We start from the raw sequence: 24,981 nt of genomic DNA on the forward strand, positions 1-24,981 counted from the left end.
TGCCTCCTATCCCTCCAGGAGCTTGAGGATCAGGACTGTTCCTACCGCGGCCCCGATACCCCAAACCCAGGGGGGCAGATCCTCGTACCAGGCCTTCGGCTCGGGTTGTACGGTAACGGTCTGAGGTTCGGGTTTCTGCGGCAGAAAGCCGAAGGCATCGCCGTACTCCTGCAGGGTCGGCAAAAACTCCCCCAGGAGCCGGTTAAGGTCGTGGGCCGCGTTCATCCAGTCGTATCCGTACTGGCCGGTGTCCTGGGTGGTGTAGGTGTTCATCACAGACCTCCAGTTGCAAGCAGATGCAGGACCCGCCGGAGCTGGTCTTTATCGGCACCAGGAACACGAACCGCCGCGGCTTCGATCTTGACGTAATGGCGTGCCCTATCGTTCCAGACCAGCGGGTAAGGGGTCCGGACCTGGAGCGCGAGGTGGAATCCCTCGACCAAACCTGCAGGGTTCCCCATCACGAGACGTTCCTCAGCGGAGGCTTGATCGAGCGTGTGAATTGCGGCGAAGGAGTTGTTGTGGATGGGGATCCAGTCCTTAATGCCCCCGCCTTCGCGGACCACGTAGATGCGAAGCTCGCCCTGGGAGCCGATGTAGTAAACCTCGACCGCAGTCCAGGTTTCACCGGCAGGGACAGAGAGGGAAACAGTTCCGGCGTTGTAATCGATCCCTTGGACGGGGACGAGCTCGAAACCCGACCCCTTGTCGGCGTAGGCGATGACTTCGGGATGTCGGTCGGATGGCAACGCGGGAGACGGCATTTTGGTCTGAACAATCCCGGGCGTGTTGACGGTGAGGGTATAGGCGGAGCCCCCGGTAGAGTTGTCGTAGCCTGCACTCGTCGCCTGATTGCGCAGGTAGAGCTCCATCCTTGCCTGCGAGCCGATGAGGAATGCGGCGTCCTCAGGGACCCGGAAGCGGGCGATGATAACGTCCGCGTCAGCCCGCCAGGGTTCGCCTGCCTCGAAGTCCCGCGTATCGATCAAAGCTCGCTGCACGGCGTGCGGGGGCAGTGCAGGGGCATTTCGCCCTGGGCCCGCAGGAGGGGAAGGCGGCCGTTTTCCGAAGATGCGCATCATCACGCCTCCTAAACCTGTTTGACCTTGACTTCAAGCTCGAAGAGGCTCGCGGCGTTATTCATGTCGACCACGTCCGCGGACTCGACCCAGATTTGGAGCTCGTCATCCGGACCGAAGAAAACCGCCGGCTTCGCGATGGCAAAGTTTACGCGCGTAGAGTCCTTGTAGCGCTCGTTTCGCTGATCGCCTACGGCGAGGTCGAAGAAGGTCGAGTAGGGAATCTTCGCGATGAACTGTTCGCCGTCAAAGCCCGACTGTTTTTTGTAGAGGTAAACGTACGAGTCGCGGCTGATTTCGTTTCCCGAGGCATCGGCCAGTTTCATGACGAGCTGGGCGCCGTTTTCCAGCATGACTGCAGTATTGGCCGGGACCTTGTAGTTCGCGACGGCGATTTTCCGGTTAGCAACCCCAGTGCCAAGCACTCCGAAGTTGGGGTTCGACTTGGTGATGATTTCCTTGCGCACTCCTGCGACATGCTGCATCTCGATACCTCCTTCAAACGATGGCGAGGCCGAATCCCTTTAGGAGGCTCACGGTGGCCTCTGCCATGAGCCCCGTGCCAAGAGCCCGAACTTCCACCTTTTTGCCTGTTGCGGCCAGATAACCCCCGAGGAGCCCCAGGGCAACCCGCAAGAGCTGACGTGCCAAGCGCTCTTGATCGGAAAGCCCCTCGCCGGAGTTCCCGAAGATTTGCCGGGCGCTGGAGAAGGCGGCTTTTTCCATGACGGGCTCGGCGAGGACCCCGCCGACGAGAGCCGCGGTTTCGACCTGGACAAGCTCACCCAGGGCCTTTGAAAAGGCCATCTGCGCCGACCCGACGTTCGGCATCGGTAGCACTAAGGATTTTCTCGCCACATGGACCTCCTCATGGTCACAGGCTTAGACCATGAGGATGGCCTTGTAAAGCGTACTGTACGGAAAACTACCGACGCGTACAGTATGTACGTACTGTACGGAATGTAAAAAGAGCCCCGTGCGGGACGGGGCTCCGTAGCGGCGTGGGTCCCGCAGCACCTCTTCAACTTCCACCTTGCGGACCCATGCCTCGCGATGTGCCCGATGTTCCACGTGTCCCAACAAATTCTCATGACAGCTCCACCCACCGCCGCCGCCGAGGGTCGGCGGGGTCCCTGAGGACCAAGCCCGCGCGCTCGCGGTCGAGGTCCTTGACCCCGTACTCGGGGGGCAGGCCGTTTTCAGGGCGCTTAAGGGTGCGAACTTGCTCGCCGAGCTCGGGGAACTGCTCGGTGAGGGCGGCGACCTCATTCGGTTCGGTGAGGCGAAAGGCAACGAGGTGGGATGCCTGGCGCCGGACGCCGGGGTCGATCCCCCCGATTGATCCCCTAAGCATCTGGGTAATGAAAATGGAATTGTGCCCTGCTTCCCTGCCCCCAGTGAGCACTTCGAAAAGTCCTTTAGGAACACGCGCCCGTTCGAAGAACTGGTGGGCTTCGTCGACCACGAGGAGGACGTCGCGGCGGCGCATGATGGCCTGGCCAAGAGCGTCAAGGAAGGGCCTGGGATCGTAGCCGGTCACGTGAAAAAGGACTCTGTCGTATTTCGCTAAGGCCGGCTCAGGGTCGCCCGCTTCGCCGACCGAGAATCCCCGCTCGGCGAACTCAGCGAACTCGCGTTTACGGTTCACGATCACGAGCTTTTTGTATCGGCCTTCCATTCGGCGCAAGATGGCCTTGGCAAGCGTGCTTTTGCCGGAGCCTGTCTTGCCAATGATCAAAATGCGGAACGTTTGTCTCCCCGCCATGTCACCTCCAGGGGCTGAGCCCCTCGTAGGCACCCCAAGCCGCGAGGGCCGTCCCCAACACCATCCGTGTGTAGGCACACTTGGGGCAGACTTTGGACCCTGGCTTTCTGAGCTCCCAGTAGACCACGGCGGTGTTATAGAGCCCAAAGATGGCAACGGCAAAAGGAAAGACCGTCATCAAGCCAGCGCACCCCCTTCGATCCGGCGCTTGAGATCGAGGATCCGCTCAGCGTAGTCGCAGTTGTAGCACTGGCCCGACCGGTAGGCGAGGACCGCTCCGTGACCGCCGTTATAGGCGAGCAGGGCCTCGTACACATTGCCGTAGCGTTTGAGCTGCATCCGCAGGTACTTGGCCCCAAGCCGCAGGTTCGCCGCGGGCTCGGTGACCCCGCCTTCGGCGTCCGGCGGATAATGCCAGCCGAGGGACCAGGCCGTGGCGCCCAAAATCTGGGTGAGTCCCCACGAGGTCGCCAAGGCTTCGTCGGTCCATCCCAGGGCCCGGGCCGCGTCCCAGCGGGGGTTTCCGGTTACGTACGCCGCTTGGAAGCGCGGCTCATGCCGCCTGGCCAAGGGGTCGCAGCCGGATTCCTGGATAACGAGGGCCATCAGGAGCTCCGGGGGCACCGGGTAGGCACGAAGTGCAGTAGCGAAGGCCTCCCGATAGGGTTCACAGCGCGCCGGCAGTTTCGAAAGGTCCACGAAGTACCTCCTCGCCCAGGCCAGCCCCGGCAGGGTGAGCGCCAGGAACATGAGTAGGGGCCTGGCCTTCGGTTTTAGTCGCACCATGCACCTCCTTCGCCGGCCGGACACCGGAGTAGACCGCGAAGGCAAGATAACCAGCACCGAGGATCAACCGGAGCCAAGGTGGGAGCGCTGTGAAGGCGTCGGGGCCGGCGACCATGCCTTTGTGGATACCGTAGGACGCAAGGGCTTCGCCAACGCCAAGGGCATCGAGGATGGCGGGTGTGGGCATGATCGGGACCGCGGCCACGAAGGAGCGCTCAAAGGCCTCGGCCTCTTCTGGTGTTTTGAAGCGCAGGCCGACGACTGCGGCTAAGGCCACCCCCCGCGCGATCTCCTCGCCAGTGAAGGGTTCGACCTCCGCGGGCTCGGGGCCGGGCAAGGGCTCGAACTCGGGTTCATGGGTCGGGGGCTCGGCTTCAAGCGGGGAGAACTCTGGGCCTTCACTTGAGTCCGAAGAGCCGGGCGTAGTAGTCGTCTCCGAGGGGGCCGGGGGTAGATCCGCCTCCTCCAGCGGGTTGGGGAGTTGTTCCTTGGCTTCTTCCATGTTTTCCTCCTCCTAAGATCACTGCGGCCAAGCCCCCCAAGATGGCCACGATCCCGGCGGCGATGATGCCGGCCGGGGCCTGCTTCCGGGGGGCGAAAAGAGAAGGGGTGGTGTTGGTGGAGTCCAGGGCATCCGTGGTGGGTGGATCGTTTTTTTGCCGTTCATCCTGTGGTTCTGGAGGAATCTCCGGTTGGGATAGAGTCGCCGCTTCTAGTACCGGGTCGAGCTCCTCGATCAAAGTCCCCGGCGCCTCGTATTTAGACTCCTCCGAAGGGGTGTCAACGGGGTCGAGGGTCAGGGGCTTGTCCTCTGACGGTAGGCCTGGGATCTCGATCTTCGACATCAACGGACCTCCGACTTGCTCGGCCAGCGATATGCCTTGCCCGCGGCGATCTTGAGTAGCTGTTGCCGGGCCTTGCTCCAACGAGCAATGCGCCGCTTGATTCTTTCCGCTTTCTTCGTGCCCTTGCGCGTGGCGGCCAGTTCGAGCCTGGCGGACTCGATCCGCACGCCGAGGGAGTCGGCGAGGGCCCGGGCCTTGAGCCGGTCTTCGTCGGTGAGGGCTCCACGGCGCTTCGCCCGGGTCTTCGCCGCCATCCTGGCCTTTTCGGATCTGTAGGCCGATTCGAGGGCCCGCGCCTCTTCGCGGGCGCGCTGGCGGTCGAGTTCTTTCTGGGCCTGCTGAGCCAGGTCTGCCTCGACGGCCTCTTTCCACTTGCGATAGGACTCTATGTAGAGAGTGTCTCCCCGGCGCCGGGCATCGGCCAGGGCCTGGCGTATGTCTCGCGGGGGCACAAAGCGCACAGATAACACGCGATAGCCCGCCTGAGTAATTACGGCTTGCCCATTGCCGTCAACGTCCTGGAGCAGGGATCTCTTAACGATCCGCGGCTTTTTTTGCTCGCGGTGGTCCTTTGGCGGGCTAGTAAATCGGCCGCGAGCGTCGAACCACAGCACGTGGCACACGCGGCGGGATTTGACCGGCTTCGAAGCCCCTTTTTCCCTGGTCTTGGCCCTTGCCTTTGTCTTGGCCCTGGGCCTCGCGGCTTGCTTTGGCTTTGCTGCCGCCCGATACCGGCCGCCGGCCGATTCGACCAGGCCCCTGAGTTCGAGCTGGGTGAGCAAGCCGAGCACTTTGGCAGCGGGGAGGCCGGTATCGGCGGCCAGATCGTCGGGCAGCGTCGCACGGCCACGCCGCTTTAGGGCGTTGTAGACTCGCGCAAGATCTCCGCTAAGCACGTTTCCCTCCCACGAGGCGCCGAACAGCCGCGCCCGCGTTGGCGGCGGTGGCCAGGACCGACATGCCCAAGTAGATGGCCCCGCCGATTAAGAGCGCCCGCCACCAGCGGGGGCCCCCGGTCGCGGGCCTAGGGTCAGTTGCGTGGTCGGGCGGAGTGTCTGGCCGCTCTCCCACCTGGCCGAGCTCCATGCACCCGATCGCCGCGTTGAGTGCCGCTTCCAGCAGGGCGGTGTCGAGGTCCTGGCGCCGCACTTCCACATCAAGCCACACGACGACCGCGTCGCCCCCGCACTTCGTGGAGGGCAACACGGTCCACCAGGGCACCGGATCGCGCAACCATATCAACGTTCCTCCATAGCCGAGGCGGGCAAGGGCAGAGGCAACGCGACTTTGCCAGCCTGGGGGCCATTGCCCCCGCTGAGGGTCGAGCACATTGAAGCGGTACTGTCGTCCGGCGCGCAATAGCATCGACTTATGCTTTCCGCTTCCGAAGGGGGAAGTCTAGCGTACTGTACGTATACACTGTGCTGATTACTCAGTATTCCCCTACCTCCCGGGCTTGGAGCCGTTGCAAAAAGAGGCCGAACTGGTAGAGCAACGCTGCCGTTTTTGCTGCGAGAGCCGGGCCGACGCCGGGGATGGTCTCCAGTTCCCGCACGTCTTTCCCCACCAAGTTCAGGAGTTCCCCCTCCGCGTACTCAAGGAGCTCCCGCACACCCTTCTTTTGGCCGAAGATCAGGGCCAGGCGCTCTTCGTTCGTGAGGTCAGCGAGAGAAAGGGGATCGCGCTTGCGGATGAGCCCGTTGTAGATCATTTCGCCTCGCCGATACCAGCGGGGGCGTACGGTCTTTTTGTTCCGTTTTGCTACTGACATGTTCCCTCCTTATGCCGTGAGAGCCGCTTCTACCTTGGCGAGAGCGATTCCCCCGGCTTCGCCCCAGAGGGAGAAGTAGGCATATGGTTCGCCCTGGGCGATGGCCTGGAGGCCTCGCTCGAACTTTTGCTTGAACTTGAACGCCGGTTTTGGAATTAACTCAGCGGCGTGCTTTAGGGCGTCGAGCAACAGCCCGACCGCCCGCGGGTCGCTCATGGGGATCTCCAGCCGCTTAGGCTTCTGCCGCCGGTAGTTGCGGTATCCCCACCAGCGACCGACATTTCGGTAGAGCCTCGGGACCCGGCGTTGATATGCCTTCGCGGCGCCGCCCACTACCTCCTTGTTCACATAGCCCCAGTGCTCTTTTCTCATGCGTTCGACCCTGGTCCCGGCCCGCAGGTGCTTCCACACCTCGAAGTCGAGGCCCTTGGCGCGGAGCCACTCGGCGAAAAAAGCCTCGCCCGCTTCCTTGCCCCAGAGCGTCCTTAGCGTGTCATAGGCCTGGCCCACTTCTGCGGAGAGGTACCGGCTGAGACTCCTAAGCCCCCAAACCACGCCGGCCCACGCCTGGCCGGCCCAGCTGCGAACCTCATCGAGGTCGATGTCTACCACGTCGAAGAACATGAAGTGCAGATGCGGAGCACCCCTCCGTTGAAACTCGAGCCACCAGAGCACTCGGTACAAAACGGCGATCACCTCAAAACCTCCTTTCTTCCGCTTTCGGACCTTGACGAGAGGGTAGTCCCCCTCTTCCTGGTAGTGCTCGGCGAGGGCCTCGGCGGCTTCGCGGTCGGGCACCTCAGCGAGCACTTTGTGGCCGAAGCGACGGTCGAACCTTTTCAAAAATGCGTCCAGATGCCGCTTGACCAGGCTGCCGTCAGGGAGCTTTCGAAGCAACTCCTTGGCCATGCGAGCGACTGTGCTGAGCGCTTCGTGGTAACTCGCTTCGATGAGGCGATGACTTTGGGGCATGCGCCCGGTCTGCCGGTACTGCTTTTTCACCGAGGCCCAGAGCTTGGACCATCGTTCGAGTTCCTTCAGGGCTGACTGGTAAGAAGCAAGGAAGGCTCTGTCGGCGCCAAGTGCCCCTTGCCAGTCACTGGGGTAGGTCGCGGTGACCATGAACTCGGGCACCTTCCCCTGGGCCTCGAACTCGCGAGTGACGGCCGCCAAGCGCCGCATCGAGCCGGCGGTAATCCGGCGGATCTCTCCGCGCCGGGCTTTAGTGGGGGCGGGCGTTAGCCGGCCCGCGATCTTTAAGTGTAAGGTCCCGGGACGGTGTTCTAGCGTGGCGGTCAGCCATACTGTGGGGTCATGAAGAAATGCCTCCCCCACAGTAGCGGCGTGATTTGCACCATTTGACAAGCCCGGACCACCCTCCACCTCAGCTAAGCGCTCCCTGAGCCAGGCCGGGGCCTCCGCCGGGCGGTACCAGGACGCCGCCCGGCGAAGCGCCGTCCGCTTCTCAATCCGAGCAACGACGGGGTGGGCGCTCTTCGCCCACGTTTCGCCGAAGGCACCCCGGCTCGGGGTGAGCCGGGCGAGCTCGGGGTCGTCCATGGGGTCGGGACGCGGGGACTCGACCTTCCACAAGAGGGAGCCCAGATCCTCCTCAAGGAGCTCGATCCGCCTTGGGCCGCTGCCATAGTCCACTTCGAAGGTGTAGCGAGCGTCGCCGTAGCGATCGAGCCTGGCATCCAGGGGCCGCACATGGCGCGGCACCCTGTAGCCGAGCCCCTCAAGCAGTCGCGGGAGCCACTCCGGGCTTGCTTCCGGCGGCATAGGACGCCTCCTTGACGTACCAGGTGAAGAACAGCCAGTCGACGACGTAGTAACGGAGGCCGAGCAGCTCAGCCAGGGCCTCGGCGTCATCCCGGGTCGGGCGAGGGGCCTTGCCCCAAAGCAGGGCCTCGGTAAGCAGGCCGAAGGGGCCCGGGCGAGCCCGGATGGCGATTCGTTGGCCGGTGCCAAGGAGCTCCAGGGGCGCCCAGTGGCGGTCTCCGCGCCGGGCGCGTTCGGCCACCACACGCCGAAGGGCGAAGAGCGCTTTGGCAACCGTTTCGGCCTCATCGGACGGGAGCTTGGCCAGGGGTTTTGTGATCCTGATCGGTCCTCGCGCTAACGTTTTCATCCTCACCTCGTGATGTGGTCTGTACACTGTGCAGAACGCCACTCCGTGCAGTGCGTCTAGGCCGAGGGGCCCTTCTTCTCGTCTCCCTCGGCCTTTTTGTGTGCTGTGCGTACTGTGCTTTGTGGATTTTCCGTACTGTGTGCTCGTACCCCGTGTGATGCTTCGAAAACGCCTTTGGAGAAGCCTTCTTCGTGCCCTTGTTTGTACCCCTTCTGAAAGGCCTCCACGAGCGAGCTCTGGACGGCGTAACCGATGGCGGCGGAAACAGCGAGTAAGGCCACAGTGACCGCAAGCCAATCCCAGCCGCTCACCGGGGCACCTCCAGGCCGAGCTCACCGGCAAGGTCTCTGAGGGCGGCGTCTTCGGTCTCGCCGTAGCCGACCCCTACGGTCTTGCCGTAAGCCTTGGCAATGGCGTACCACCCTGTTTCACCGTCGCGGGGCGCCGGCTCTGTGCGGACGGTGTACCCTGCGGACTCAATCCGTTCCTTCAGGGTGAGGAGCTGAGGGAAGAGTTCGAAGATCCGGCGTCGAGCCCAGCGCTCGGCTTGCGCCCGGTCCTCGAAGCGGCGCTTGTCAATAACATCGTGCCCCTGGAGGATCACCGCGTCGTAAGCCGGGCGGCCCGGGCGGGGGTCTGGGATGATGGACAGGCCCAGAGTCATGGGCTCACCCCCTCCATCTCGGCGCCGGCCTGCATTTGACGCAGTACGCGTTCTCGGTTCATGCGCCAGCGGTCGAGGTCGAGGACGGCGACACCCGCCTGCAGGTTGCCCAGGATTCCGCCGAGGAGCGCGTACATTTCATCGGGGTGCCCTTCGGCGATGCGCACCCAATGCTGCCCCCCGGGGTTCGATGTCGCCAAATAGGCCATGAGGTACGCGTAATTGTCGTACTCCTCGACTTCAAGGTGGCTGGTCTGATTTAGATTAATCACGAGATTTCCGACATGTACCCACATGCTCTCCTCCCTTCAGACCACGCTCTTCGTGCGAGAGCGGCCAGCAGCTGTTTCGCCGTAATGTTCGGCGTAGAAGCGATCGAGTTCGGATTTGTCGAAGAGGATCTTGCCGCGCGGGCCCCTGCGAATGCGTTCGCGCAGTAGCCCGGCCTGGTACGCGCGTCGGATCTCGGCCTCGGGCAGTTCGAGGTAGCGGGCTGCATCCCGGAAGCCAAGCGCTTTCGCGTTGGCCTTGGCCTCCTGCATGCGGATCTTCAAAAGGAGCTGCTCAAGCCTGGCCTCGATCGGGCGCAACGCTGCGGCCAGGACCTGCTCCAGTTGTTCCTCGGTTAGGACGATTACGCGTTCAGGCATTTGTCTGACCTCCCTCGGCAGGACCCAAAACCTCGAAGGCAAGCCGGTCCAACTTGACTTGACGGACCAAGATCCACACGCGCCCCGCGCCAAGGCACATTGGGCACGTGTTCGCCGCGTTAGTCATCGTCGGAGTGGGCAACAAGCCGCTACCGCCGCAGATCGGGCAGGAGATCAAGTTGCGCCATGAGATCGGGGTCTGCATGCGCACGTCGTTCATCGCGCCTCCATTCCCGCCCCCCCCTCTCCCAGTCGAGGGGCAGGCGCGTGATCCTTTCCAGGGCCAGGCGCACGCGTTTCCATTCAGCCGTCGCCTCTTTACGCTGGCGGTCAACCAGCGCGTGAAACTCCGGGTCTGGATCGCGCGCGAGCGCGTCAAGAAGCTCGGGGTCGTTGTACAGGCTGTCTAGCTTCTTCCTCGCGGCTTCCTCGGCTCTGATGAGATCCTCGACAGTTTGACAAGGCATTTGGGCTCGCATCAGTCATCACTCCCCAGGGCTGGATGGAGATCTTCCGGAGGTGGAATCCGATCAAAGCGGGGGCGCAGGTATTCCAGGACTTTCGATAGGGACCGAATCCGAACCCGGAGAGCAGCCAGATCCTCCGCCGCCGGAAGGCGACGATTTTCCGCCTTGAACGACACAACGATGCTGACGGTTAACTTGCCAAGGCGTTCGACCAGTGAAAACTCAGTGTCCCCGCCCTCCGACACAGGAGAGGCATCCGGCACGTGAGCGCTTACCTTGGCCGGGACTGTCAGGGCTTCCAGCGCCGCACGCATCGCGTCGCGGACGGTGATAGCGTCCCGCGCGACCTCCCACGGATCCGCTCCCGGAATAGACCTGATGTACACCTCGACATCCAAAGGCCCAACCGTACGTTTCAAGGTCCAGCCAATGTCGGCTCCAGGCATCACTTCTCCCCCTTCCCCCCGCCGGGTCGAATCCGCCGCCAGAGAACGCTGACAGCGGATAAGCTCTTGCCATGAGCAAGAAACTGGAAAAGCGTCTTGCCGATCTTGAAGCCATGATTTTCCTGATGGAACAGCGAATGGACTATTACGAGGACGTCATTGCGGTTCTGACGACGGAAGTCATGTCCCTGGCCGTCCGAAATGCCGTGCTTAGGCACGGACTCAAGAAGCGGAAGCAAGAAATACCTGATGGCGACTTGAGGAAAATCGCCCACGATGTGTTTGTGGACCATGCCCGGCTTCGCATGGCCGGGTTCGATGAAGAAGAGCTTGCGGAGATCGCTGAAGTGGAAGCGCACAGGCTCCTTACTGAACTTTTTGATGACGCAGACACCACTCATTCGCTGGCCCCCTTCGAGGAAAGGCGAGAACAACGAGTCGAACTCCGCCGTCGGCTTCTACGGCTCTTAACTGAGCAAGAAGGCGCTTCCCGGTAGGGCGACTCTTGCAAACCCCTCTGCCAAGTGCGATGGACCGCTTCCACGTCACTTCTCCTCCTTCCCCCCGCCGGGGCTGACATGACCCGACGACTCTTCTACCGCTAGCGACTCACCGCTAATCATCGCCAAAAAAGAAGACTCCGGCACGAGGAGTCTTCCGCCTACCTTGACCGCACGGAGGCGCCCTTCCCTAATCCAACGTCGCACGGTGTCGCGCGAGCGTCGCGTGAGCATGGCAACCTCATCGGTCGTTAGAAACCTCAGCTCGGTCATACCTTCAGCCTAGTGATCCATCGCTATCAAGTCAAGTATCACTAGCGGTCAACGGATAGCATCAGATGCTAAGCGTATGTACGCTAGCGGTGTGTTGGTAAAAGAGAATGGGCCGAGGTGGGCTATCGCTATTCATGAAAGGCGAAAACTGCTCGGCCTTACACAAGAAGAGGTTGCAGCAAGGACAAGAGACCTACTGGCTCAACGCACCGTCTCCGACCTTGAACGCGGGAAAGTAAACCCTTTGTCTTTAAAAGCTGAACGCTTGTTTGCCTTGTTGCGCGCCCTCGAGTGGACTCCCGAAGAGTTCGCCGAGGCCACCGGCCTGGAGCTGCCGGGGATGGCACATAGGAAGGAAGAGGAGGGGGAAGGAGAAACGTTTAGGGGACATCCTGTGATTCCCGGCGGGCTGGTCATGGTGCCCGTCGTGGGCGCGGCAAACGGTGGCAAGCCTATGGAGTATGCGATCCCGGTACAAAAAGAGCTGACGCGGCCCAACACGATGGCCTTCCAGGTCGATGGCGACAGCATGGACGACGGCGGCGAGGACGCGATTAAAGACGGTGACTGGGTGCTCGTGGATACGAGCCTTACCGACCCGATCCCGGGCAAGGTCTTCCTTGTCGAGCTCGTGGGCGACGGTTACACCGTCAAGCGCCTACGCAAGATCGGCGACCGCTACTGGCTGATGTCCGACAACCCCGAGGGTGAGAGTATCCCCATCGAAAACGTGGCCAAGATCGTGGGGCAGGTGTACGGGAAGGTGAGCTACCAGGAGGTGCGGTGAGGGGGCGTTGAATGTCTCGTAGGCAGCCGAGGAAGTTTTGGAAGAAGGGCTACGTGGAGACTGAGCTTAAACATGCGGTCCTAGAGAAGTATCTCCCCGCCTTTTGGAAGATCCTAGGGGGGAAGGCTCCTGGCTTCATATACGTAGACGGATTTGCCGGACGTGGTTGCTTTGACGACGGCTCTAAAGGATCACCACTTCTGGCCATGGAGCTGGTCGCAGATCTCCAACGCAAGGGTGCATTGAAGGCTCCCGTCTCTTTCGCCTTTATCGAAGCGGACCGTGACAATTGCCTAGCTCTGCAACATGCTGCTCGGAGTCTAGCTAAGGAGCTTAAGCTTGGGCTGCCCATCATTAAATGCGGGACATTTCAAGAACACATTAGTGACGTTCTTAAAGAACTGGAAAGAAGGTGCAAACCCAAGGCTTGTCCGACGTTCATCTTCATTGACCCCTTCGGATACAAGGACATTCCGATGCGATTAATTTCCGAGTTGGGAAAGGCAAGGCACAGAGAGCTGTTCATTACTTTCATGAGCCAGCACATGGCGCGTTTTTTAAGTGATGGCTCTAAATCGGAAGCACTCAATTCCGTCTTCGGGAATTCTGCCTGGCTGCATTGTTTTTTCGAGAAAGAACCTAATCAGAACTGCCTGGTGCGTGTCTATGCTGAGGAATTGAGCCATAGACTTCAACGGCATCTTGATACCTTTGTCTTTCCCTTCCGCGTTGAGACGACCAAGGAAGGGGGCCTATACCACCTCATACACGTAAGTCACCATCCCAAGGCAAGGCTGGAAATTGACAGGGCTGTGAAGGCGGCTGGGGCCACTAAAAGAGACGCAGCGGTGAAGGAGGTTAAGGAAAAGGGCCTTGGGCTTAAGCTGCCTGACTCAAAGCCTGTCCCCACGGCTGAAGAAGCAATCTTGAATTTCTTGGCTGAAAGGCTAAATGACGCAATACCAGTACTCGACGTCGCTGCCGCTTTGTGGCGTCGAGAAGAGTTCATGGACGTGAGATGGAGAGACTTCGAAGCCACCGTAATATCTCTCTCAAAAAAAGGGTTCGTGCTAATTGAGCGACCAGAGAATCAGCCAAAGCGGAGAAGTGTCACGCACCTATATCCCGAAAAGGGCGAAACCCTGCGTTTGCCCGATCCCCTTACGGAGTGATGCGATATGTTTCTCCAAAGCCTGGGGCATTTCATTCCACTCTTTGCCATCCAGTTCCCGCCCCCCAGCCTTCGGCGTGTACCCACCCCACTGCTTGAAAAAGAACGCCACACCCTGCTCAAGTGCCTGGTCCCTAAGCTCGATAACCCACGCCTCGCGGATTGGTCGGCGCTTCGGCCCCGATTCCCCGCCGACGATGATCCAGTGAATGTCGGTGAGGTCCACTTCGCCGATAGGGCCGATCAGCGGTTCAAACGAAATGAAGCGCACAGCAGCGGGGGTCCGGCGGAGGTAGTCGATCCGGTGCTTATAGCTGGCATTCTCGACCGAAACTCCGATCCAGACATTCTCTGGCCAGGGCTCCAGTTCCGGGGCAACCTCCACCAATCGCTCGTGCCGTTTGGTGAGCACCTGGTAGATATGCCACGGGGTCTCGCGCATGATCTGGAAGACCTGCTTCAGAAAGTCGAGGGGCATTTCCTCGTGGAAGAGGTCGCTCATGGAGTTGACGAAGATCAAGCTCGGCTTCTTCCACCGCCGAGGTTCGTTCAACCGTTCGGGGTGAAGGGTAAAGCGAAACCCGTTGGGGAAGTGGTTCGGAAAGCGCTTCGTGATGCGCTCGGCGTAGCAATACTTGCAGCCCGCGCTCACTTTGGTGCAGCCCGTCGTCGGGTTCCACGTCTTCTCCGTCCACTCGATAGACGTGCGCGTGCTTGCCATATAGGTAAGAGTCTACCACTATTGCTGCGCAGTGGTTTACACGTGAGAACCCATCTCGCGCTAAGAGGAGAGAGAGATGGCTAGTACAAATTCACCGGCTTTTCTCATCTACGTTGATGAGTTTGGGAATACGGGAGACAAGCTGGACACGCCAAAGCAGCCTATTTATCACCTTCAAGCGGCCTTTGTTCCGGCTGACAGCCGCTGGATTTGGCTTGAGCGACAGCTGTTAGAGGTTGCGAATAGGCTTGCTTCAAGGGTGGGTCTAAAAGGGCCACCGCACTTACACGCGGTAGAGATCTACCAGCGAAGCGGCTACTACCGTAAACCTCCGACCGGGAAGACGCTAGAGCCTGATGAGGCGTTTGACATTTTTGAACAGGTATTGGATGCCGCACGAAATGCGGGTGTCCTTTACGCCTCAGTAAGTTTTGACAAGGACTCGTTTCTTAAGATTGCACGGAAGGCGTTGATGAAAACTGGCAAAAACCCAGAGCGGGTAAAAAGGTTCAGGGGATTCCGCCAATTCGCTTTTTTGACACTGCTTGAATGGGTGGATAGTCAGCTGCGTGCTATGGATGCGTTTGGGTACGTCATATTTGAGGAGGAGCGGCCTGAAATAGATAAGGCCCTGTCACTTTCGTCGGTCTATACCGGGTCGCGGCAGGTCGGTTATCTTCAGAGGCTTCTTGATGCACCCTCAGCGAAGGCTAAGCGGACTAGCCTTCTCCTATCGATCGCTGATTTTGCTGGGTACGTACTAGGGAACTACTTATTGGAACGAAGATACTGCCGGACACCCCGCCCAAAGATTTCGAAATGGTTTGAAGATCTGGTAGCGCCCCAGGTGATAGGTGGGGGAAACCTATTCCTCGGGGCGCAGGAGGATGTTGGAACGCTTGATCAACGCCAACTGAATGACCGCGAATTATTCCGCTATCGCCTAGCTAGTTTGCATCTCTTGACCTTTGAGCCAGAAGCCGATTTGGGCAAGGTTCTTGATCTCCTCGGGTACCTGGAGGGTTGAGAAATGAGAAACGCTTTTGGGGTCCAAAAAGTACTTTACGCAGGAGGCCCGGAGGCGTCCTGCGCAAGTCCCTATCTAGAATTTACTAAAGCATATGAGTCATGTCAAGATTTGAGACCGATCCCGCCTGCAGGGGGTATCCGCTGTTCTGTTCTTTTTATCTCAAGTTCTAGGGGAATGATCGATGTCAAGACGTAGCAAGGGGCAAGGCTCTGTGCGGTGGCGCGCCGATCTGGGTGTCTACGAGATCCGGCTCACGGTAGGGGGGAAGCGACGCTCGTGGTACTCGCCTGGTCCGAGGAACCGGGCGAACCAGCGGCGGGCCGAAGAAAAACGGCGACGTCTTGCGCTAGCCCATGCCCTTGGGGAGTTACAGGATGAGGCCGGCCCGACTCTGGAGGAGTGGCTTTGGGCCCATCTAGAGTTTTTGGAGGACGAAGGCAGGCGCCCGAACTCCCTCGCCAACTATCGGAACTACATCAAGAAAATCACCGCCTATATGGGTGGGGCACGCCTCGGGGAGCTCACCACCGAGCGGATCGAAGCCTTCTACCGGGAGCTCGCCCGCAAGGGCTATAGCCGCTCGGTGATCCAGCACGTCCACAACTTTCTGAAGCAGGCTCTTCGTCGGGCGGTGCGCTACGGACGGCTCAAGGCGAATCCGGCGAGCGAGGCCGTCCTGCCTAAAGTGGAGCCGCGTGAAGTCGGCCGTGAAGTCATGGTAGAGGAACTCGACCGCATTCTCGCCGCCGCCCGGGGAACGCGATACTATGCAGCGATTTACCTGGCTGCCGCCCTTGGACTCCGCCGCGGCGAGCTCCTTGGGCTCATGTGGCCGGACGTTGATTTCGAGACAGCCACCTTACGCATCCGCCGCGCGGTGGTGAAAAACACGCTTGCCAGGGGCCGGGCTGAGATTGGCGCCACGAAGACCTCAGGTTCGATTCGCGACCTCCCACTTCTCCCGGATGTCGTCGATGTGCTACTCGAACACCGCGTTTCGCTCATGGCCGAAGGGCTCTACCACCCGGATGGCTTGGTGTTCCCGAGTGAGCGCGGGACGCCGATCAATCCCGACAACTTCCGCCGCGCCTGGGTTCGGATCCTCAAGAAGGCGGAAGTGGAAGGAATTCGCCTGCATGACTTGAGAAGCACCTTCATCACTCGGGTGATCCGCGAGACTAGGAACCCCAAGCTTGCCGCCGTCCTCGCCGGGCACCGAAACCTGAACACCGCCCTGGCCTACTACACCCGAGTCTCCGAAGAGGATCTTCGAAAGGCAATGCGTGAGATTCATTCCAAAGAACGCTACCCCTTAACTACCCCTAAAGTTGCACGTGAATAGGGGAGAGAAACTTGCTTTTGTGCTGTGGGAGAAGTGGAGAAAAGCGCGTCTAGAACGATACAGGTCGCGATTTGCTGTAGGACTCCTTGAGCACAAGAGTCGGCCTTACAAGCGGGAGGTCACTGGTTCAAGTCCAGTACCGCCCACCATCAGGACGGGGTTCTGCCCCGTCCTCAGTTCTTGGTTCGTGTTTTCAAGCGAGCCCGCCGAGATCGGCGCGTTCCAGGCCCAGCGAGCGGAGCGCACGCTCGTGGCGTTCACGTGCTTCCCGATAGGCCCGCGAGTCTCCCAGGTGTTCCAGGGCCTCAAGAGGCGCTTCGTCGAGAGGATCGAGCTTCACGGCGAGCAGCAGAGACCGGACCGTGCCTCGATCGATGAGGCGTTGCCTCAGCTTTTCCTTGAAGGCGATGCGGGCCTCGTCGAGTCTCGGATGATCGAGGTCGGCAAAGGGTTCCCGGTCGCTCTCGGCCTGGGTTTCGGGCGAGACGTCGCTTTGCCAAAGGTCGATCCTGAGCTCGGGGCGGGAGACGAGGCGGTAGGGAGCAAGGAAATAGCCCCGGCTCCTGGGTGGACGTCCGGGCTCGAGGAGGCGCAAGAGCTCCGACCACAGGACCCGAAATTCTCCCGATGAGACCTCGAGGGCCTCCATCAGCGCCGTCTTCCCTTCAACCCCAGCCACCATGAGCGCGAGGAGCAGGCGGGCCTTTGCCCGTTTGAAGCGAAGCGGCTGGCCGTTCACCCGGACGCGGAAAGGCCCGAGGGCCTGGATCTCAACGCACACCCCCGGATGATGGTCGACCTCGAGCTTTCCCGCTTGCCAGAGCGCGTGGCGGCTGCGTTCGATGGGCGGCGCAAACAGGGTGTCGTTCAGGAGAAAGGGGTGGCGCTCGAGGAGACCGACGTCCCCGGGCTGCCAAGGGTACGCCCGAGCCAGTGCGTCGAGGAAAGGATCTTCGCTCGGGGGAAAGGCGAGGGGGTAGCCTTTGCCCTGGCGCAGCCGGGCGTAGGCCGCCATTGTTGAGATGAACGCTCGGACCCAGGCATCGCCGCTCGCCTCCGCCAAGCGGAGGGCTTCCTCGAGGGCCCGGTCGTCGCCGAGGCTGCCAAGCCCGGCGAGGGCTTCGACGGTGAGCCGGGCCGGTCCTCCCTCGGAAAGGGCGAGGGCCTGGCGGTAGGCGGCCCCGGCATCGTCCCAGCGCGACATGGCCAAAAGCGCGTGCCCCCTCCGGGCCTCGGCCAGGGCCACCACGAAGGGGCTACCGAGTTCCTCGCCCCGGGCCCGGGCGTGCTCGGCTGCCGTGAGCCCGGCTTTGGCATCGCCGGCGATCGCCTCGAGTAGGGCCAGCAAAAGGCGTCCTTCCCGGTGGTTTTTCGAGGGTCGGGGGGGCGGTGTCTCGTCCATTTCTCGCACCGCCGCAAGCGCCAGCTCAACCCGGCCGCTGCGCAAAAGCGCCCGTGGCCCTTGGGCGCCGAGTTTTAAGGCTTCACCGATCCGCCCGGCGTTGAGCGCGTTTTCCGCCCAGAGCGGTCTGACGTTTTCCCAGGGGAACAGGTCGCGGGCGGCCCGGAGATGTGGCCAGGCCTTGGCGGGTTCGACGGTGTCCAGGTAGAGCCGGGCCAGACCGAAGTGCGCTTCGGCCTGGCCCTGCTGTGCGGCCTCGAGAAACAAAACTTCAGCATCGGCGTAGCGCCCGGCTTGCCGTAAGGCTTCGGCGCGGAGAAGGGTGAGGTCGGCGTGACCGGTGAGGCGGTCGGTCAGGTACAGCACGCTGTGGTTGAGTCCTTGCTCCAACCAGCGCGTGCCTTCGGCCTTGAGGCGTTCGGCGGCCTCGTGATACCTGCCAGCTTCGATCAGGTGCACTGCGGCTTCGATGCCGCCCTTGTGTTTCGCGGCCCGGATGACCAAAGAACGCGCTTCTTCGGGTGGGAGCGTGCGGAGCAGGGCTGAACGAACCAGGGGGTGAAAGCGTAGGCGCTGCCCCACCCGCTCGAGGAGGAGGTCTTCGGCCAGGGTTTCCAGCGCTTCGAATTCGAAGCCCAGTCGCTCGGCTTCTTCGGGCCCGACTTCGGTGAAGGCCGCGGCACGGGCGGCCAGCGTGGCCATCTCGGGTTCGAGGCCGGCCAGGAGGTAGGCGCTGATACTCTCGGGTTCCGGGGGTTCAAAGACGGCCCGTTCCGGCAGCATGCCTCGGGCGGCGCAGCGCAGCAGCACCCGAAGCCCCAGCGGCCATCCCGACACCAGCCGCCAGGCCCGCTCGACGTCGAACGCCGCCATGCTCGGCGCCAGCGCCCGAGCCAGGGCGAGCGCCTCCTCGAGGTCGAACGCCAGGGCCTCGGGCCCGATGACGCTGGCCAGCGCTTCCCACGGCGCCGCCCGCCGTCCCGCGAGCCCCAGCCGGAGCCCGGGGGTGTTCAGGAGGGCCTTGATGATCGATAGCCCTTCGCGGGCCGGGGCCTTGTGCGCCTCGTCGAGGACCAGGGTGTGGGGAGGCAGCGTGGTGAGGGCTTCGGCCAGGGCGCGCGCGGCCCCCGGCCAGTCTCCGCCCATGAGCCTGGCCTCAACGGTTTTGCCCGGGATCCGGTCCCGGTAGGCGGCGAGCAGGTGCCAGACGAACACTGCGGGGTCGCGAGCCTCTTCCCCGAGGGTGACCCAGACCTCGGCCAGGGGTGCGAGGAGCGCCGACTTACCGTAGCCGGCTGGAGCGGCCAGGATCACGGCCGGGCTTTCCTGCCAGCGAGAAAAAAGGAGATTACGCACCCTGGGCCTACGGACCTCGTGGGGGATCCGCGGGGGTAAAAGTCGGGTCGCGGGAATGAAATAGCGCATCGGCTTCCCCGCAGTTTAGCAGGCGGGCTTTTCCCCGGGTGTGTAACGGGTTTGTAACAGGGGTTTGCTAGGGTTAGGCCAAAGCGAAGGGGAATCAATCGGATGGTTTTGATCGAGGGGCTTGGGCTTTACTTACCGGAGTCACGGATGGACGCGGCGGACATCGCTCGCAAAAGCGGCCTTCCGGAGTGGGTGGTCCGGGAAAAGCTGGGGATTTTGGAAAAGCCAGTGCCCGGGCCCGACGATCACCCCGCGGCGATGGCCATTTGGGCCGCCGAAGAAGCGCTGTCCGATGCCGGTGTTCGTCCGCAGGCGGTTGACGTCGTCATCTCCATCACCGAAGAGCACAAGGACTACCCGGTGTGGGTGAGCGCCGCTTATATCGCGAAGGAAATTGGGGCCGAGCACGCATTTGCTTTCGACGTGAATCAAAAATGCGCGAGCTTCGTCACTGCCTTGCTCCTGGCCGAGGGGCTCTTGGTCACGGGCCGGGCTGGGAAGGTCCTTATCGCCGGCGGTTACCGCAACGGCGACCTGATCGACTACAGCGATCCCCACGTGCGTTTCATGTATGACCTGGGGGCAGCCGGGGGTGCGGTGGTGGTTGGCCGGGACGGCCCAGGGCTCCGCCTCCTTTCTGCCCGTTTGCTTACCGATTCGTCGCTGGCGCAGGCGGTTCTGGTGCCGGTGGGCGGAACTCGGAACCCCCTCACGCGGGAGAACCTCGACCAGTACCGCCTCAAGGTCACCGATCCGGAATGGCTGAAAGCGCGGTTGGCCCAGGTGAGCCTGCCCAACTTTTTGCAGGTCATTGAGGCTTCATTGCGCGAGGCGGGGTGCGAGGCCCGAGAGCTCAGCTATCTCGCCCTTTTGCACATGAAACGCTCGGCCCACGCGGCGGTGCTCGAAGGGCTCGGTCTGGGGGAAGACAAGAGCATCTACCTCGAGCGCTACGGTCATTTGGGCCAGCTGGACCCCATTTTGTCTTTCAAGCTGGCCCTCGAGGACGGTCGGATTCCCCCAGGTGGGCTCGCGGCCTGCGCGGTGGCCGGGGTCGGCTACCACTGGGGGGCTGCGGTTTTCCGGAGGGAGGCGTAGATGGAACTCAACCTCGATCTCATCGCCCGCCTCGCGGCTTACCACCCGGAACGCCGTGCGGTGCACTTCCGGGGGCGGTGGTACACCTACCGCGACCTGGAGGCGCGAGCGAAAAAAACCGCCGGTCGCCTGGCGGCACTGGGGGTGGAACCGGGGGACCGGGTGGGGCTTTTGGCGCCCAATCACCTGGCCTACCTTGACCTCCTTTTTTCGGCCCCGCGCCTCGGCCACGTTCTCGTTCCTTTCAACTGGCGGCTGGCGCCGCCCGAGATCGCGGATCTGGTGGCCTACGTGCGTCCCAAGTGGCTCTTTTATGCCGATGAGTTTGGGGATCGGATCAAGGATTTGGGGCCCCGTGCGCTGCCACTTTCGGTCCTCACCGAAGGGAAAACGGTGGCGTTTGCCTCGCCGAGGCTTGGCCCCGAAGACCTCGTCATGCTGCTCTTTACCGGCGGCACCACCGGCAGGCCAAAAGCGGCGATGATCCCGTATCGGCAGCTCTTGATCAATGCCAAGAACACCGTCTTTTCCTGGGGGCTTGCCCCGAGCGACCGCTACATCGTGGCCACGCCGATGTTCCATGCCGCCCTCCACGCCCTTACGACGCCCCTTTTGTACCTCGGGGCCGAGGTCTTGATCGAGGAGCGTTTTGATCCCGGCGAGTATCTGGCCTGGGTCGCATCGTTCCGGCCCACGGTGCTCTTTATGGTGCCCACCATGTTTCAGATGCTGGCCCAACATCCGGATTTTGCCCGGACCGACTTTTCCAGCGTTCGCTTTGCGATTTCCGGAGGGGCGCCCTGTCCGGCCCCGGTACGCGAGGCCTTTCGTCGCGTCGGTGTCCGGTTCAAGCAGGGCTACGGACTCACCGAAGCCGGGGTGAACTGCTTTGCCTTTGACCTCGACGAAGCCGAGGCCTACCCCGAGGCGGTGGGCCGGCCGGTGCTCCACCTTTGGACCCGGATCGCCGGTTCGAGCGGCGAGCGGCTTGGCCCCTTGGAGGTGGGCGAGCTTTGGCTTTCGGGGCCGGTGGTGATGCAGGGGTATTTCGAGCGGCCGGATGAAACCGCCGCCGTCTTTGTAGAGGCTGAGGGTCGGCGCTGGCTTCGCACCGGCGATCTGGCGTATTGCGACGAGGCGGGTCGGCACTACATCGTGGGACGGAAAAAGGAGATGTTCGTTTCTGGCGGGGAGAATGTTTACCCCGCTGAAATCGAGCGGGTCCTCTACGATCACCCGGACGTGCTCGAGGCCGCGGTGGTGGGCGTACCCGATGCCAAGTGGGGCGAGGTGGGCCTCGCCGCGGTCGTCCTCAAGCCCGGGGCCAAGGCCAACGAAGATGCGTTGAAGGATTTCTTAAAGACGCGTCTCGCCGCTTACAAGGTGCCGAAGCGGTGGGTTTTTCTGCCGTCGCTGCCCAAATCGGGCGCCGGGAAGATCCTAAAGCGCGAGATCGCGGCGCGCTACGGGGGTGAACGTGCCGACGGTTGAGGTTCGTGGCATCCGCCTCTATTTCGAAACCGACGGGCACGGGCCCTGGCTGGTGCTTTTGAACGGCATCTTCCAGAAAACGACCCATTGGACGCCCCTGCTCGGCTTTTTGGAAGGGTATCGCGTGCTCCGCTATGACATGCGCGGCCAAGGGAACTCTCTGGCCCCGCCCGGCATCTACACCCCGGAGGTGCACGCCGCCGACCTTCGAGCTTTGCTTGAAGCCCTGGGCATCGAAACCTACAGCGTACTCGGTCTTTCCAACGGTGGCGTGGTGGCGCAAGTGTTTGCCAGTGGGCGCCCGTCCGGGCTCCAAAGGCTCATCCTGGCGGCGACGCTTTCGCGGCTCGACCCGCTCGTTCGGGCCAAGGTTGAGAGCTGGCGAGCGGCTTTGACCGTGGGCGGGACCGAGCTCAGGCTCAAGGTGGCGCTGCCCTGGCTTTACGGGCGTCGGTTCTTGGCCCAAAACCCCGGGCTGTTGAGCGAAGAAGCGCTGGCCGAGGCACGGGCCATGGCCCCGACGGAGGCTGCGCAGGAAAGGCTTCTCGACGGCTTCCTCACCCTTGGCGACCTCACCCCGGCACTCGCGAAGGTTGAGGTCCCGACCCTGGTGCTCTCGGGGGAGGCCGACCTGCTCTTTCCCCCGAGTTACGGACGGGAGACGGCCAGCGCCATTCGCGGTGCGCGCTTTTTGGTCCTCGAGGGCCTCGGTCACCTCGCGCCCCTCGAGGACCCGCAGCGGTTTTTCGGTGCGGTTCGGGAATTTTTGGAGGCGGATCATGCTTAGCTATCTGGAAACAGGCAATGGGCAACCGGTGGTCCTGGTGCACGGCAACTTTGCCGGCAAGGCATGGTGGCAGGAGATCCTGGGCCTCAAGTGGCCAGGGTATCGGATGATCGCCCCGGATCTTCCGGGTTTTGGCGAGAGTGAGGCCCCGCAAGGCTTCGTGCCCAGCATTCCGATCTATGCCCAGGTGCTCCTTGGCTTCATCGACCGGCTCGGCCTCGGAACCCCCATACTGGTGGGCCACTCGCTCGGCGGCGCGGTGGTGATGGAAGCTGCCCTGCGCGAGCCCGATCGCTTCCCAGCCCTCGTTTTGTTGGACTCCGCGCCGCCCGGGGGATATCCCACCCCCGAGGCCTATTACCCCATCCTCGAGGGCTACCGCGACGATCGGCAGGCGCTGGCCGAGGCGCTGGCGGCGACGATGCCGAGCCGGAAGCCCCCGTACTTCGAGCGCCTGGTTGACCTGGCCCAGGGGATGCACCCGGCGGGGTTTGCCGGCAATGCCAAGGCGCTTGCCTCCTGGGGCGTGGAGGGCCAAACCGCGACCTACGCCAAACCTGTCTTTGTCATACGCGGGGATCAGGACGCGCTCATCACCCCCGAGATGGCCGAGGCGACCGCCCAGGCGTTTCCAAAGGGGCGGCTTTGGGTCCTCGAGGGCGTCGGTCACAGCCCGATGATCGAGGCCCCGGCGCGGCTTGGGGAGATGCTCCGGATGGCGTTTTCGGAGGTGGGGCGATGAGGTTTCAGGTTGGGGACCGGGCTTCGTTCACGAAGACGATCTCCGAAGCCGACGTGGTGCTTTTCGCCGGCGTGAGCGGGGACACCAACCCCTTACACCTCGATGCCGAGTACGCCCGCAAGACCCGTTTTGGCGCCCGCATCGCCCACGGCATTTTGACCGCGGGGCTTATCTCGACGGTGATCGGTACCAGGCTTCCGGGGACGGGGGCGGTGTACCTGGCGCAGTCGCTGAAGTTCTTAAAGCCCGTTTACCTGGGCGACACTGTCACCGCCACGGCTTATGTGCGCCAGGTGCGGGATCGTGACGATGGCGGTCAGGTGCTCACCTTGGAGACGATCTGCGTCAACCAGCGCGGGGAACGGGTGCTGGAAGGGGAGGCTAAGGTGCTTTACCAGCCGATCGAGGAAAGGAGAGGAGAGGAATGAAAAAGGTTGGGGTGTTTTTCATACTGGCGGCGTTCTTGGGTATGGCCTTTGCGGCCAAGACGGTGAAGGTGGGGGTATTACTGCCGCTTTCGGGTGTGGCTTCGGTCTCCGGTCAGGCCGCTTTGAGCGGAATCCAACTCGCGGTCGACGAGATCAACGCCAAGGGCGCGTTCAAGATCGAGCTTAAGGTGGCCGATTCGGGCACCGATCCCGCCAAAGCGGTCCCGGCGCTCACCAAGCTGCTTACCGTGGACAAGGTTGACATCGTGATCGGCGGCCTGTCCTCCGGTGTGACTTACGCCCTGGCAGGCCCCATCAAGCGCTATCAGCCGATCTTTTTGGTGATCGGGGCGGCCAGCTCTGTGGTCGAGAATGCTTACCAGGGCTATCCCTATTTCTTCCACTACCACCCGTGGGATTACAACAACGTTCAGGCGGCGCTTGGGTTTTTCCAGTACCTCCGGAAGGAAAAGGGAGCCCAGAAGGTGGCGGTGCTTTACGAGGACGGGCCATTTGGGTCTGCCGGCATCAAGGTCTACCGAAAGCAGCTCCAAGATATGGGTTACTCGGTGCAAACGGCGCCGTATAAGGCGGGCTCGGGTCAGTTTACCTCCATACTCACCCGCTTTAAGGCCTTTGGCCCCGATATTCTCTACTGGATCGGCTACGACGTGGATGCTTTGCCCATCGCCGCCCAGGCGCGCGAGGTCGGATTGAACCCCAAGCTCATCTACGGCGCCCCGCCCTCCTGGCCCAAGGGGTTCGAGCAGAGCCCGCTCTCCAGCGGCGTGGCCGGGATGACCGCCTGGTTGCCCACCGTGGCCAACGTGGAGTCGAAAGCCTTCGTCCGGGCCTACCGGCAGAAGTACGGCGAGGTCACCGAGGAGTACATGGCGCCGCTGGGGTACGTGATCGTGAAGTCGCTCGCGTGGGCGCTGGCGCGGGCGCAGGGTGAGGGGAAGCCTGCGATCGCGGCGGCCCTGGCCCAGGTGGAGATGGATACCCCGTTCGGTCCCTTGAGTTTCGGGCCCTCGGGTACGGGAAAGACCAAATACCAGGGGTTTGGCAGCGAGGTCTGGTTCCAGTTCCAGTACCTCTCGGGCGCCCGCTACCCGGTCTTCCCGCCGGGAAAGGCGGTCGTCGAGTTGCGCTACCCCATGGCCCCCTAAAGCCGGTTTGA

32 protein-coding genes are annotated in these 24,981 nt (G+C 62.2%); 12 read left to right on the plus strand and 20 right to left on the minus strand.

Translation table 11 applies throughout. The annotated features are described in order from the left end of the window. Positions 1-6: 6 nt before the first annotated feature. The 6 genes from ACZ5BT_RS10075 to ACZ5BT_RS10100 all read right to left on the minus strand — a co-directional run bounded on the left by ACZ5BT_RS10075 (position 7) and on the right by ACZ5BT_RS10100 (position 3,627). Positions 7-273 carry a hypothetical protein gene (locus ACZ5BT_RS10075; protein WP_464884458.1) on the minus strand — a complete coding sequence of 89 codons (267 nt, stop codon included), beginning with the start codon at positions 271-273 and terminating at the stop codon, positions 7-9. Continuing rightward, complete coding sequence (locus ACZ5BT_RS10080) at positions 273-1,001, minus strand: hypothetical protein (RefSeq protein ID WP_464884459.1); 729 nt, start codon at positions 999-1,001, stop codon at positions 273-275. Before ACZ5BT_RS10080 ends, ACZ5BT_RS10075 begins: the two co-directional genes overlap by 1 nt. A gap of 89 nt (positions 1,002-1,090) precedes the next feature. After that, on the minus strand, positions 1,091-1,564 hold the full coding sequence (locus ACZ5BT_RS10085; RefSeq protein WP_464884460.1) for a hypothetical protein: 474 nt from the start codon (positions 1,562-1,564) through the stop codon (positions 1,091-1,093). A gap of 13 nt (positions 1,565-1,577) precedes the next feature. After that, positions 1,578-1,910 (minus strand): hypothetical protein, encoded by a 333-nt coding sequence (locus tag ACZ5BT_RS10090; protein ID WP_464884461.1) that lies wholly within the window; start codon positions 1,908-1,910, stop codon positions 1,578-1,580. Positions 1,911-2,166: 256 nt separating this feature from the next. Next, entirely contained in the window at positions 2,167-2,844 is a 678-nt protein-coding gene (locus ACZ5BT_RS10095) for an AAA family ATPase (RefSeq protein ID WP_464884462.1), read from the minus strand. 177 nt (positions 2,845-3,021) lie between these two features. After that, complete coding sequence (locus tag ACZ5BT_RS10100; RefSeq protein ID WP_464884463.1) at positions 3,022-3,627, minus strand: transglycosylase SLT domain-containing protein; 606 nt, start codon at positions 3,625-3,627, stop codon at positions 3,022-3,024. A gap of 1 nt (position 3,628) precedes the next feature. Between ACZ5BT_RS10100 and ACZ5BT_RS10105 the strand changes: the two genes are divergently transcribed. Beyond that, positions 3,629-3,901: a hypothetical protein gene (locus tag ACZ5BT_RS10105; protein WP_464884464.1), complete on the plus strand. Its 273-nt coding sequence runs from the start codon at positions 3,629-3,631 to the stop codon at positions 3,899-3,901. A gap of 127 nt (positions 3,902-4,028) precedes the next feature. Here the strand turns inward: ACZ5BT_RS10105 and ACZ5BT_RS10110 are convergent, their stop codons facing one another. From ACZ5BT_RS10110 to ACZ5BT_RS10160, 11 genes are all read right to left on the minus strand, one after another. Beyond that, complete coding sequence (locus ACZ5BT_RS10110; protein ID WP_464884465.1) at positions 4,029-4,475, minus strand: hypothetical protein; 447 nt, start codon at positions 4,473-4,475, stop codon at positions 4,029-4,031. Further along, positions 4,475-5,371 carry a DprA-like winged helix domain-containing protein gene (locus ACZ5BT_RS10115; RefSeq protein WP_464884466.1) on the minus strand — a complete coding sequence of 299 codons (897 nt, stop codon included), beginning with the start codon at positions 5,369-5,371 and terminating at the stop codon, positions 4,475-4,477. The genes ACZ5BT_RS10110 and ACZ5BT_RS10115 overlap by 1 nt, the downstream gene beginning before the upstream one ends. Next, positions 5,364-5,717: a hypothetical protein gene (locus tag ACZ5BT_RS10120; protein ID WP_464884467.1), complete on the minus strand. Its 354-nt coding sequence runs from the start codon at positions 5,715-5,717 to the stop codon at positions 5,364-5,366. The genes ACZ5BT_RS10115 and ACZ5BT_RS10120 overlap by 8 nt, the downstream gene beginning before the upstream one ends. Before the next feature lie 190 nt (positions 5,718-5,907). Further along, entirely contained in the window at positions 5,908-6,246 is a 339-nt protein-coding gene (locus tag ACZ5BT_RS10125; protein WP_464884468.1) for a hypothetical protein, read from the minus strand. 9 nt (positions 6,247-6,255) lie between these two features. Then, a complete protein-coding gene (locus tag ACZ5BT_RS10130; protein ID WP_464884469.1) occupies positions 6,256-8,028 on the minus strand; it encodes a hypothetical protein in 1,773 nt (590 codons plus the stop codon). Next, positions 7,985-8,377, minus strand: coding sequence for a hypothetical protein (locus tag ACZ5BT_RS10135; protein WP_464884470.1), 393 nt, complete (start codon positions 8,375-8,377; stop codon positions 7,985-7,987). The genes ACZ5BT_RS10130 and ACZ5BT_RS10135 overlap by 44 nt, the downstream gene beginning before the upstream one ends. A gap of 307 nt (positions 8,378-8,684) precedes the next feature. After that, positions 8,685-9,041, minus strand: coding sequence for a hypothetical protein (locus ACZ5BT_RS10140; RefSeq protein ID WP_464884471.1), 357 nt, complete (start codon positions 9,039-9,041; stop codon positions 8,685-8,687). Continuing rightward, positions 9,038-9,337 (minus strand): hypothetical protein, encoded by a 300-nt coding sequence (locus ACZ5BT_RS10145; RefSeq protein WP_464884472.1) that lies wholly within the window; start codon positions 9,335-9,337, stop codon positions 9,038-9,040. Before ACZ5BT_RS10145 ends, ACZ5BT_RS10140 begins: the two co-directional genes overlap by 4 nt. A gap of 12 nt (positions 9,338-9,349) precedes the next feature. Then, positions 9,350-9,691, minus strand: coding sequence for a hypothetical protein (locus ACZ5BT_RS10150; RefSeq protein ID WP_464884473.1), 342 nt, complete (start codon positions 9,689-9,691; stop codon positions 9,350-9,352). 149 nt (positions 9,692-9,840) lie between these two features. Next, positions 9,841-10,158: a hypothetical protein gene (locus ACZ5BT_RS10155; RefSeq protein WP_464884474.1), complete on the minus strand. Its 318-nt coding sequence runs from the start codon at positions 10,156-10,158 to the stop codon at positions 9,841-9,843. 11 nt (positions 10,159-10,169) lie between these two features. Then, complete coding sequence (locus tag ACZ5BT_RS10160; protein ID WP_464884475.1) at positions 10,170-10,604, minus strand: hypothetical protein; 435 nt, start codon at positions 10,602-10,604, stop codon at positions 10,170-10,172. A gap of 71 nt (positions 10,605-10,675) precedes the next feature. Here ACZ5BT_RS10160 and ACZ5BT_RS10165 point away from each other — a divergent pair, with 71 nt between their 5' ends. Continuing rightward, entirely contained in the window at positions 10,676-11,101 is a 426-nt protein-coding gene (locus ACZ5BT_RS10165; protein WP_464884476.1) for a hypothetical protein, read from the plus strand. A 48-nt stretch (positions 11,102-11,149) separates the two neighbouring features. Here ACZ5BT_RS10165 and ACZ5BT_RS10170 read toward each other — a convergent pair whose 3' ends face one another. Then, complete coding sequence (locus ACZ5BT_RS10170) at positions 11,150-11,377, minus strand: helix-turn-helix domain-containing protein (protein WP_464884477.1); 228 nt, start codon at positions 11,375-11,377, stop codon at positions 11,150-11,152. Between the two features lie 76 nt (positions 11,378-11,453). Between ACZ5BT_RS10170 and ACZ5BT_RS10175 the strand changes: the two genes are divergently transcribed. Together ACZ5BT_RS10175 and tcmP are read left to right on the plus strand one after the other, a co-directional pair. Further along, complete coding sequence (locus tag ACZ5BT_RS10175) at positions 11,454-12,164, plus strand: XRE family transcriptional regulator (RefSeq protein WP_464884478.1); 711 nt, start codon at positions 11,454-11,456, stop codon at positions 12,162-12,164. 11 nt (positions 12,165-12,175) lie between these two features. Then, positions 12,176-13,336 carry a three-Cys-motif partner protein TcmP gene (tcmP, locus tag ACZ5BT_RS10180; RefSeq protein ID WP_464884479.1) on the plus strand — a complete coding sequence of 387 codons (1,161 nt, stop codon included), beginning with the start codon at positions 12,176-12,178 and terminating at the stop codon, positions 13,334-13,336. On the opposite strand, the gene ACZ5BT_RS10185 is transcribed toward tcmP, so the two are convergent. Continuing rightward, positions 13,283-14,056, minus strand: a complete 774-nt coding sequence (locus ACZ5BT_RS10185) for a DUF5131 family protein (protein WP_464884480.1) — start codon at positions 14,054-14,056, stop codon at positions 13,283-13,285. The genes tcmP and ACZ5BT_RS10185 overlap by 54 nt on opposite strands. A gap of 76 nt (positions 14,057-14,132) precedes the next feature. On the opposite strand from ACZ5BT_RS10185, the gene ACZ5BT_RS10190 reads away from it, so the two are divergent. Continuing rightward, the gene (locus tag ACZ5BT_RS10190) at positions 14,133-15,083 is read left to right on the plus strand and encodes a hypothetical protein (RefSeq protein WP_464884481.1); all 951 of its coding nucleotides are present in this window, start codon (positions 14,133-14,135) and stop codon (positions 15,081-15,083) included. A 214-nt stretch (positions 15,084-15,297) separates the two neighbouring features. Further along, positions 15,298-16,428, plus strand: coding sequence for a tyrosine-type recombinase/integrase (locus tag ACZ5BT_RS10195; protein WP_464884482.1), 1,131 nt, complete (start codon positions 15,298-15,300; stop codon positions 16,426-16,428). Between the two features lie 193 nt (positions 16,429-16,621). Here the strand turns inward: ACZ5BT_RS10195 and ACZ5BT_RS10200 are convergent, their stop codons facing one another. After that, positions 16,622-19,186, minus strand: coding sequence for a hypothetical protein (locus tag ACZ5BT_RS10200; protein WP_464884483.1), 2,565 nt, complete (start codon positions 19,184-19,186; stop codon positions 16,622-16,624). A 171-nt stretch (positions 19,187-19,357) separates the two neighbouring features. Here ACZ5BT_RS10200 and ACZ5BT_RS10205 point away from each other — a divergent pair, with 171 nt between their 5' ends. From ACZ5BT_RS10205 to ACZ5BT_RS10230, 6 genes are read left to right on the plus strand one after another with little or no spacing between them, the layout of a single operon-like run. Next, positions 19,358-20,353: a 3-oxoacyl-ACP synthase gene (locus tag ACZ5BT_RS10205; RefSeq protein ID WP_464884484.1), complete on the plus strand. Its 996-nt coding sequence runs from the start codon at positions 19,358-19,360 to the stop codon at positions 20,351-20,353. Beyond that, positions 20,354-21,844, plus strand: coding sequence for a class I adenylate-forming enzyme family protein (locus ACZ5BT_RS10210; RefSeq protein WP_464884485.1), 1,491 nt, complete (start codon positions 20,354-20,356; stop codon positions 21,842-21,844). It abuts the gene before it with no gap. Beyond that, complete coding sequence (locus ACZ5BT_RS10215) at positions 21,831-22,631, plus strand: alpha/beta fold hydrolase (RefSeq protein WP_464884486.1); 801 nt, start codon at positions 21,831-21,833, stop codon at positions 22,629-22,631. The genes ACZ5BT_RS10210 and ACZ5BT_RS10215 overlap by 14 nt, the downstream gene beginning before the upstream one ends. Then, positions 22,624-23,373 carry an alpha/beta fold hydrolase gene (locus ACZ5BT_RS10220; protein ID WP_464884487.1) on the plus strand — a complete coding sequence of 250 codons (750 nt, stop codon included), beginning with the start codon at positions 22,624-22,626 and terminating at the stop codon, positions 23,371-23,373. Before ACZ5BT_RS10215 ends, ACZ5BT_RS10220 begins: the two co-directional genes overlap by 8 nt. Next, positions 23,370-23,801, plus strand: a complete 432-nt coding sequence (locus ACZ5BT_RS10225; RefSeq protein WP_464884488.1) for a MaoC family dehydratase — start codon at positions 23,370-23,372, stop codon at positions 23,799-23,801. Before ACZ5BT_RS10220 ends, ACZ5BT_RS10225 begins: the two co-directional genes overlap by 4 nt. Beyond that, positions 23,798-24,970, plus strand: a complete 1,173-nt coding sequence (locus ACZ5BT_RS10230) for an ABC transporter substrate-binding protein (RefSeq protein WP_464884489.1) — start codon at positions 23,798-23,800, stop codon at positions 24,968-24,970. Before ACZ5BT_RS10225 ends, ACZ5BT_RS10230 begins: the two co-directional genes overlap by 4 nt. Positions 24,971-24,981: the final 11 nt, after the last annotated feature.

This window comes from Vulcanithermus mediatlanticus, assembly GCF_055385885.1.

What these genes read in the sequence shown, in the direction of transcription:
- ACZ5BT_RS10075 (WP_464884458.1), bottom strand. Translation starts at nt 273, where the DNA reads ATGAACACCTACACCACCCAGGACACCGGCCAGTACGGATACGACTGG.
- ACZ5BT_RS10085 (WP_464884460.1), bottom strand. Translation starts at nt 1,564, where the DNA reads ATGCAGCATGTCGCAGGAGTGCGCAAGGAAATCATCACCAAGTCGAAC.
- ACZ5BT_RS10090 (WP_464884461.1), bottom strand. Translation starts at nt 1,910, where the DNA reads ATGCCGAACGTCGGGTCGGCGCAGATGGCCTTTTCAAAGGCCCTGGGT.
- ACZ5BT_RS10095 (WP_464884462.1), bottom strand. Translation starts at nt 2,844, where the DNA reads ATGGCGGGGAGACAAACGTTCCGCATTTTGATCATTGGCAAGACAGGC.
- ACZ5BT_RS10105 (WP_464884464.1), top strand. Translation starts at nt 3,629, where the DNA reads ATGCACCTCCTTCGCCGGCCGGACACCGGAGTAGACCGCGAAGGCAAG.
- ACZ5BT_RS10110 (WP_464884465.1), bottom strand. Translation starts at nt 4,475, where the DNA reads ATGTCGAAGATCGAGATCCCAGGCCTACCGTCAGAGGACAAGCCCCTG.
- ACZ5BT_RS10125 (WP_464884468.1), bottom strand. Translation starts at nt 6,246, where the DNA reads ATGTCAGTAGCAAAACGGAACAAAAAGACCGTACGCCCCCGCTGGTAT.
- ACZ5BT_RS10130 (WP_464884469.1), bottom strand. Translation starts at nt 8,028, where the DNA reads ATGCCGCCGGAAGCAAGCCCGGAGTGGCTCCCGCGACTGCTTGAGGGG.
- ACZ5BT_RS10135 (WP_464884470.1), bottom strand. Translation starts at nt 8,377, where the DNA reads ATGAAAACGTTAGCGCGAGGACCGATCAGGATCACAAAACCCCTGGCC.
- ACZ5BT_RS10140 (WP_464884471.1), bottom strand. Translation starts at nt 9,041, where the DNA reads ATGACTCTGGGCCTGTCCATCATCCCAGACCCCCGCCCGGGCCGCCCG.
- ACZ5BT_RS10145 (WP_464884472.1), bottom strand. Translation starts at nt 9,337, where the DNA reads ATGTGGGTACATGTCGGAAATCTCGTGATTAATCTAAATCAGACCAGC.
- ACZ5BT_RS10150 (WP_464884473.1), bottom strand. Translation starts at nt 9,691, where the DNA reads ATGCCTGAACGCGTAATCGTCCTAACCGAGGAACAACTGGAGCAGGTC.
- ACZ5BT_RS10155 (WP_464884474.1), bottom strand. Translation starts at nt 10,158, where the DNA reads ATGCCTTGTCAAACTGTCGAGGATCTCATCAGAGCCGAGGAAGCCGCG.
- ACZ5BT_RS10160 (WP_464884475.1), bottom strand. Translation starts at nt 10,604, where the DNA reads ATGCCTGGAGCCGACATTGGCTGGACCTTGAAACGTACGGTTGGGCCT.
- ACZ5BT_RS10165 (WP_464884476.1), top strand. Translation starts at nt 10,676, where the DNA reads ATGAGCAAGAAACTGGAAAAGCGTCTTGCCGATCTTGAAGCCATGATT.
- ACZ5BT_RS10170 (WP_464884477.1), bottom strand. Translation starts at nt 11,377, where the DNA reads ATGACCGAGCTGAGGTTTCTAACGACCGATGAGGTTGCCATGCTCACG.
- ACZ5BT_RS10175 (WP_464884478.1), top strand. Translation starts at nt 11,454, where the DNA reads ATGTACGCTAGCGGTGTGTTGGTAAAAGAGAATGGGCCGAGGTGGGCT.
- tcmP (WP_464884479.1), top strand. Translation starts at nt 12,176, where the DNA reads ATGTCTCGTAGGCAGCCGAGGAAGTTTTGGAAGAAGGGCTACGTGGAG.
- ACZ5BT_RS10185 (WP_464884480.1), bottom strand. Translation starts at nt 14,056, where the DNA reads ATGGCAAGCACGCGCACGTCTATCGAGTGGACGGAGAAGACGTGGAAC.
- ACZ5BT_RS10190 (WP_464884481.1), top strand. Translation starts at nt 14,133, where the DNA reads ATGGCTAGTACAAATTCACCGGCTTTTCTCATCTACGTTGATGAGTTT.
- ACZ5BT_RS10205 (WP_464884484.1), top strand. Translation starts at nt 19,358, where the DNA reads ATGGTTTTGATCGAGGGGCTTGGGCTTTACTTACCGGAGTCACGGATG.
- ACZ5BT_RS10210 (WP_464884485.1), top strand. Translation starts at nt 20,354, where the DNA reads ATGGAACTCAACCTCGATCTCATCGCCCGCCTCGCGGCTTACCACCCG.
- ACZ5BT_RS10220 (WP_464884487.1), top strand. Translation starts at nt 22,624, where the DNA reads ATGCTTAGCTATCTGGAAACAGGCAATGGGCAACCGGTGGTCCTGGTG.
- ACZ5BT_RS10225 (WP_464884488.1), top strand. Translation starts at nt 23,370, where the DNA reads ATGAGGTTTCAGGTTGGGGACCGGGCTTCGTTCACGAAGACGATCTCC.
- ACZ5BT_RS10230 (WP_464884489.1), top strand. Translation starts at nt 23,798, where the DNA reads ATGAAAAAGGTTGGGGTGTTTTTCATACTGGCGGCGTTCTTGGGTATG.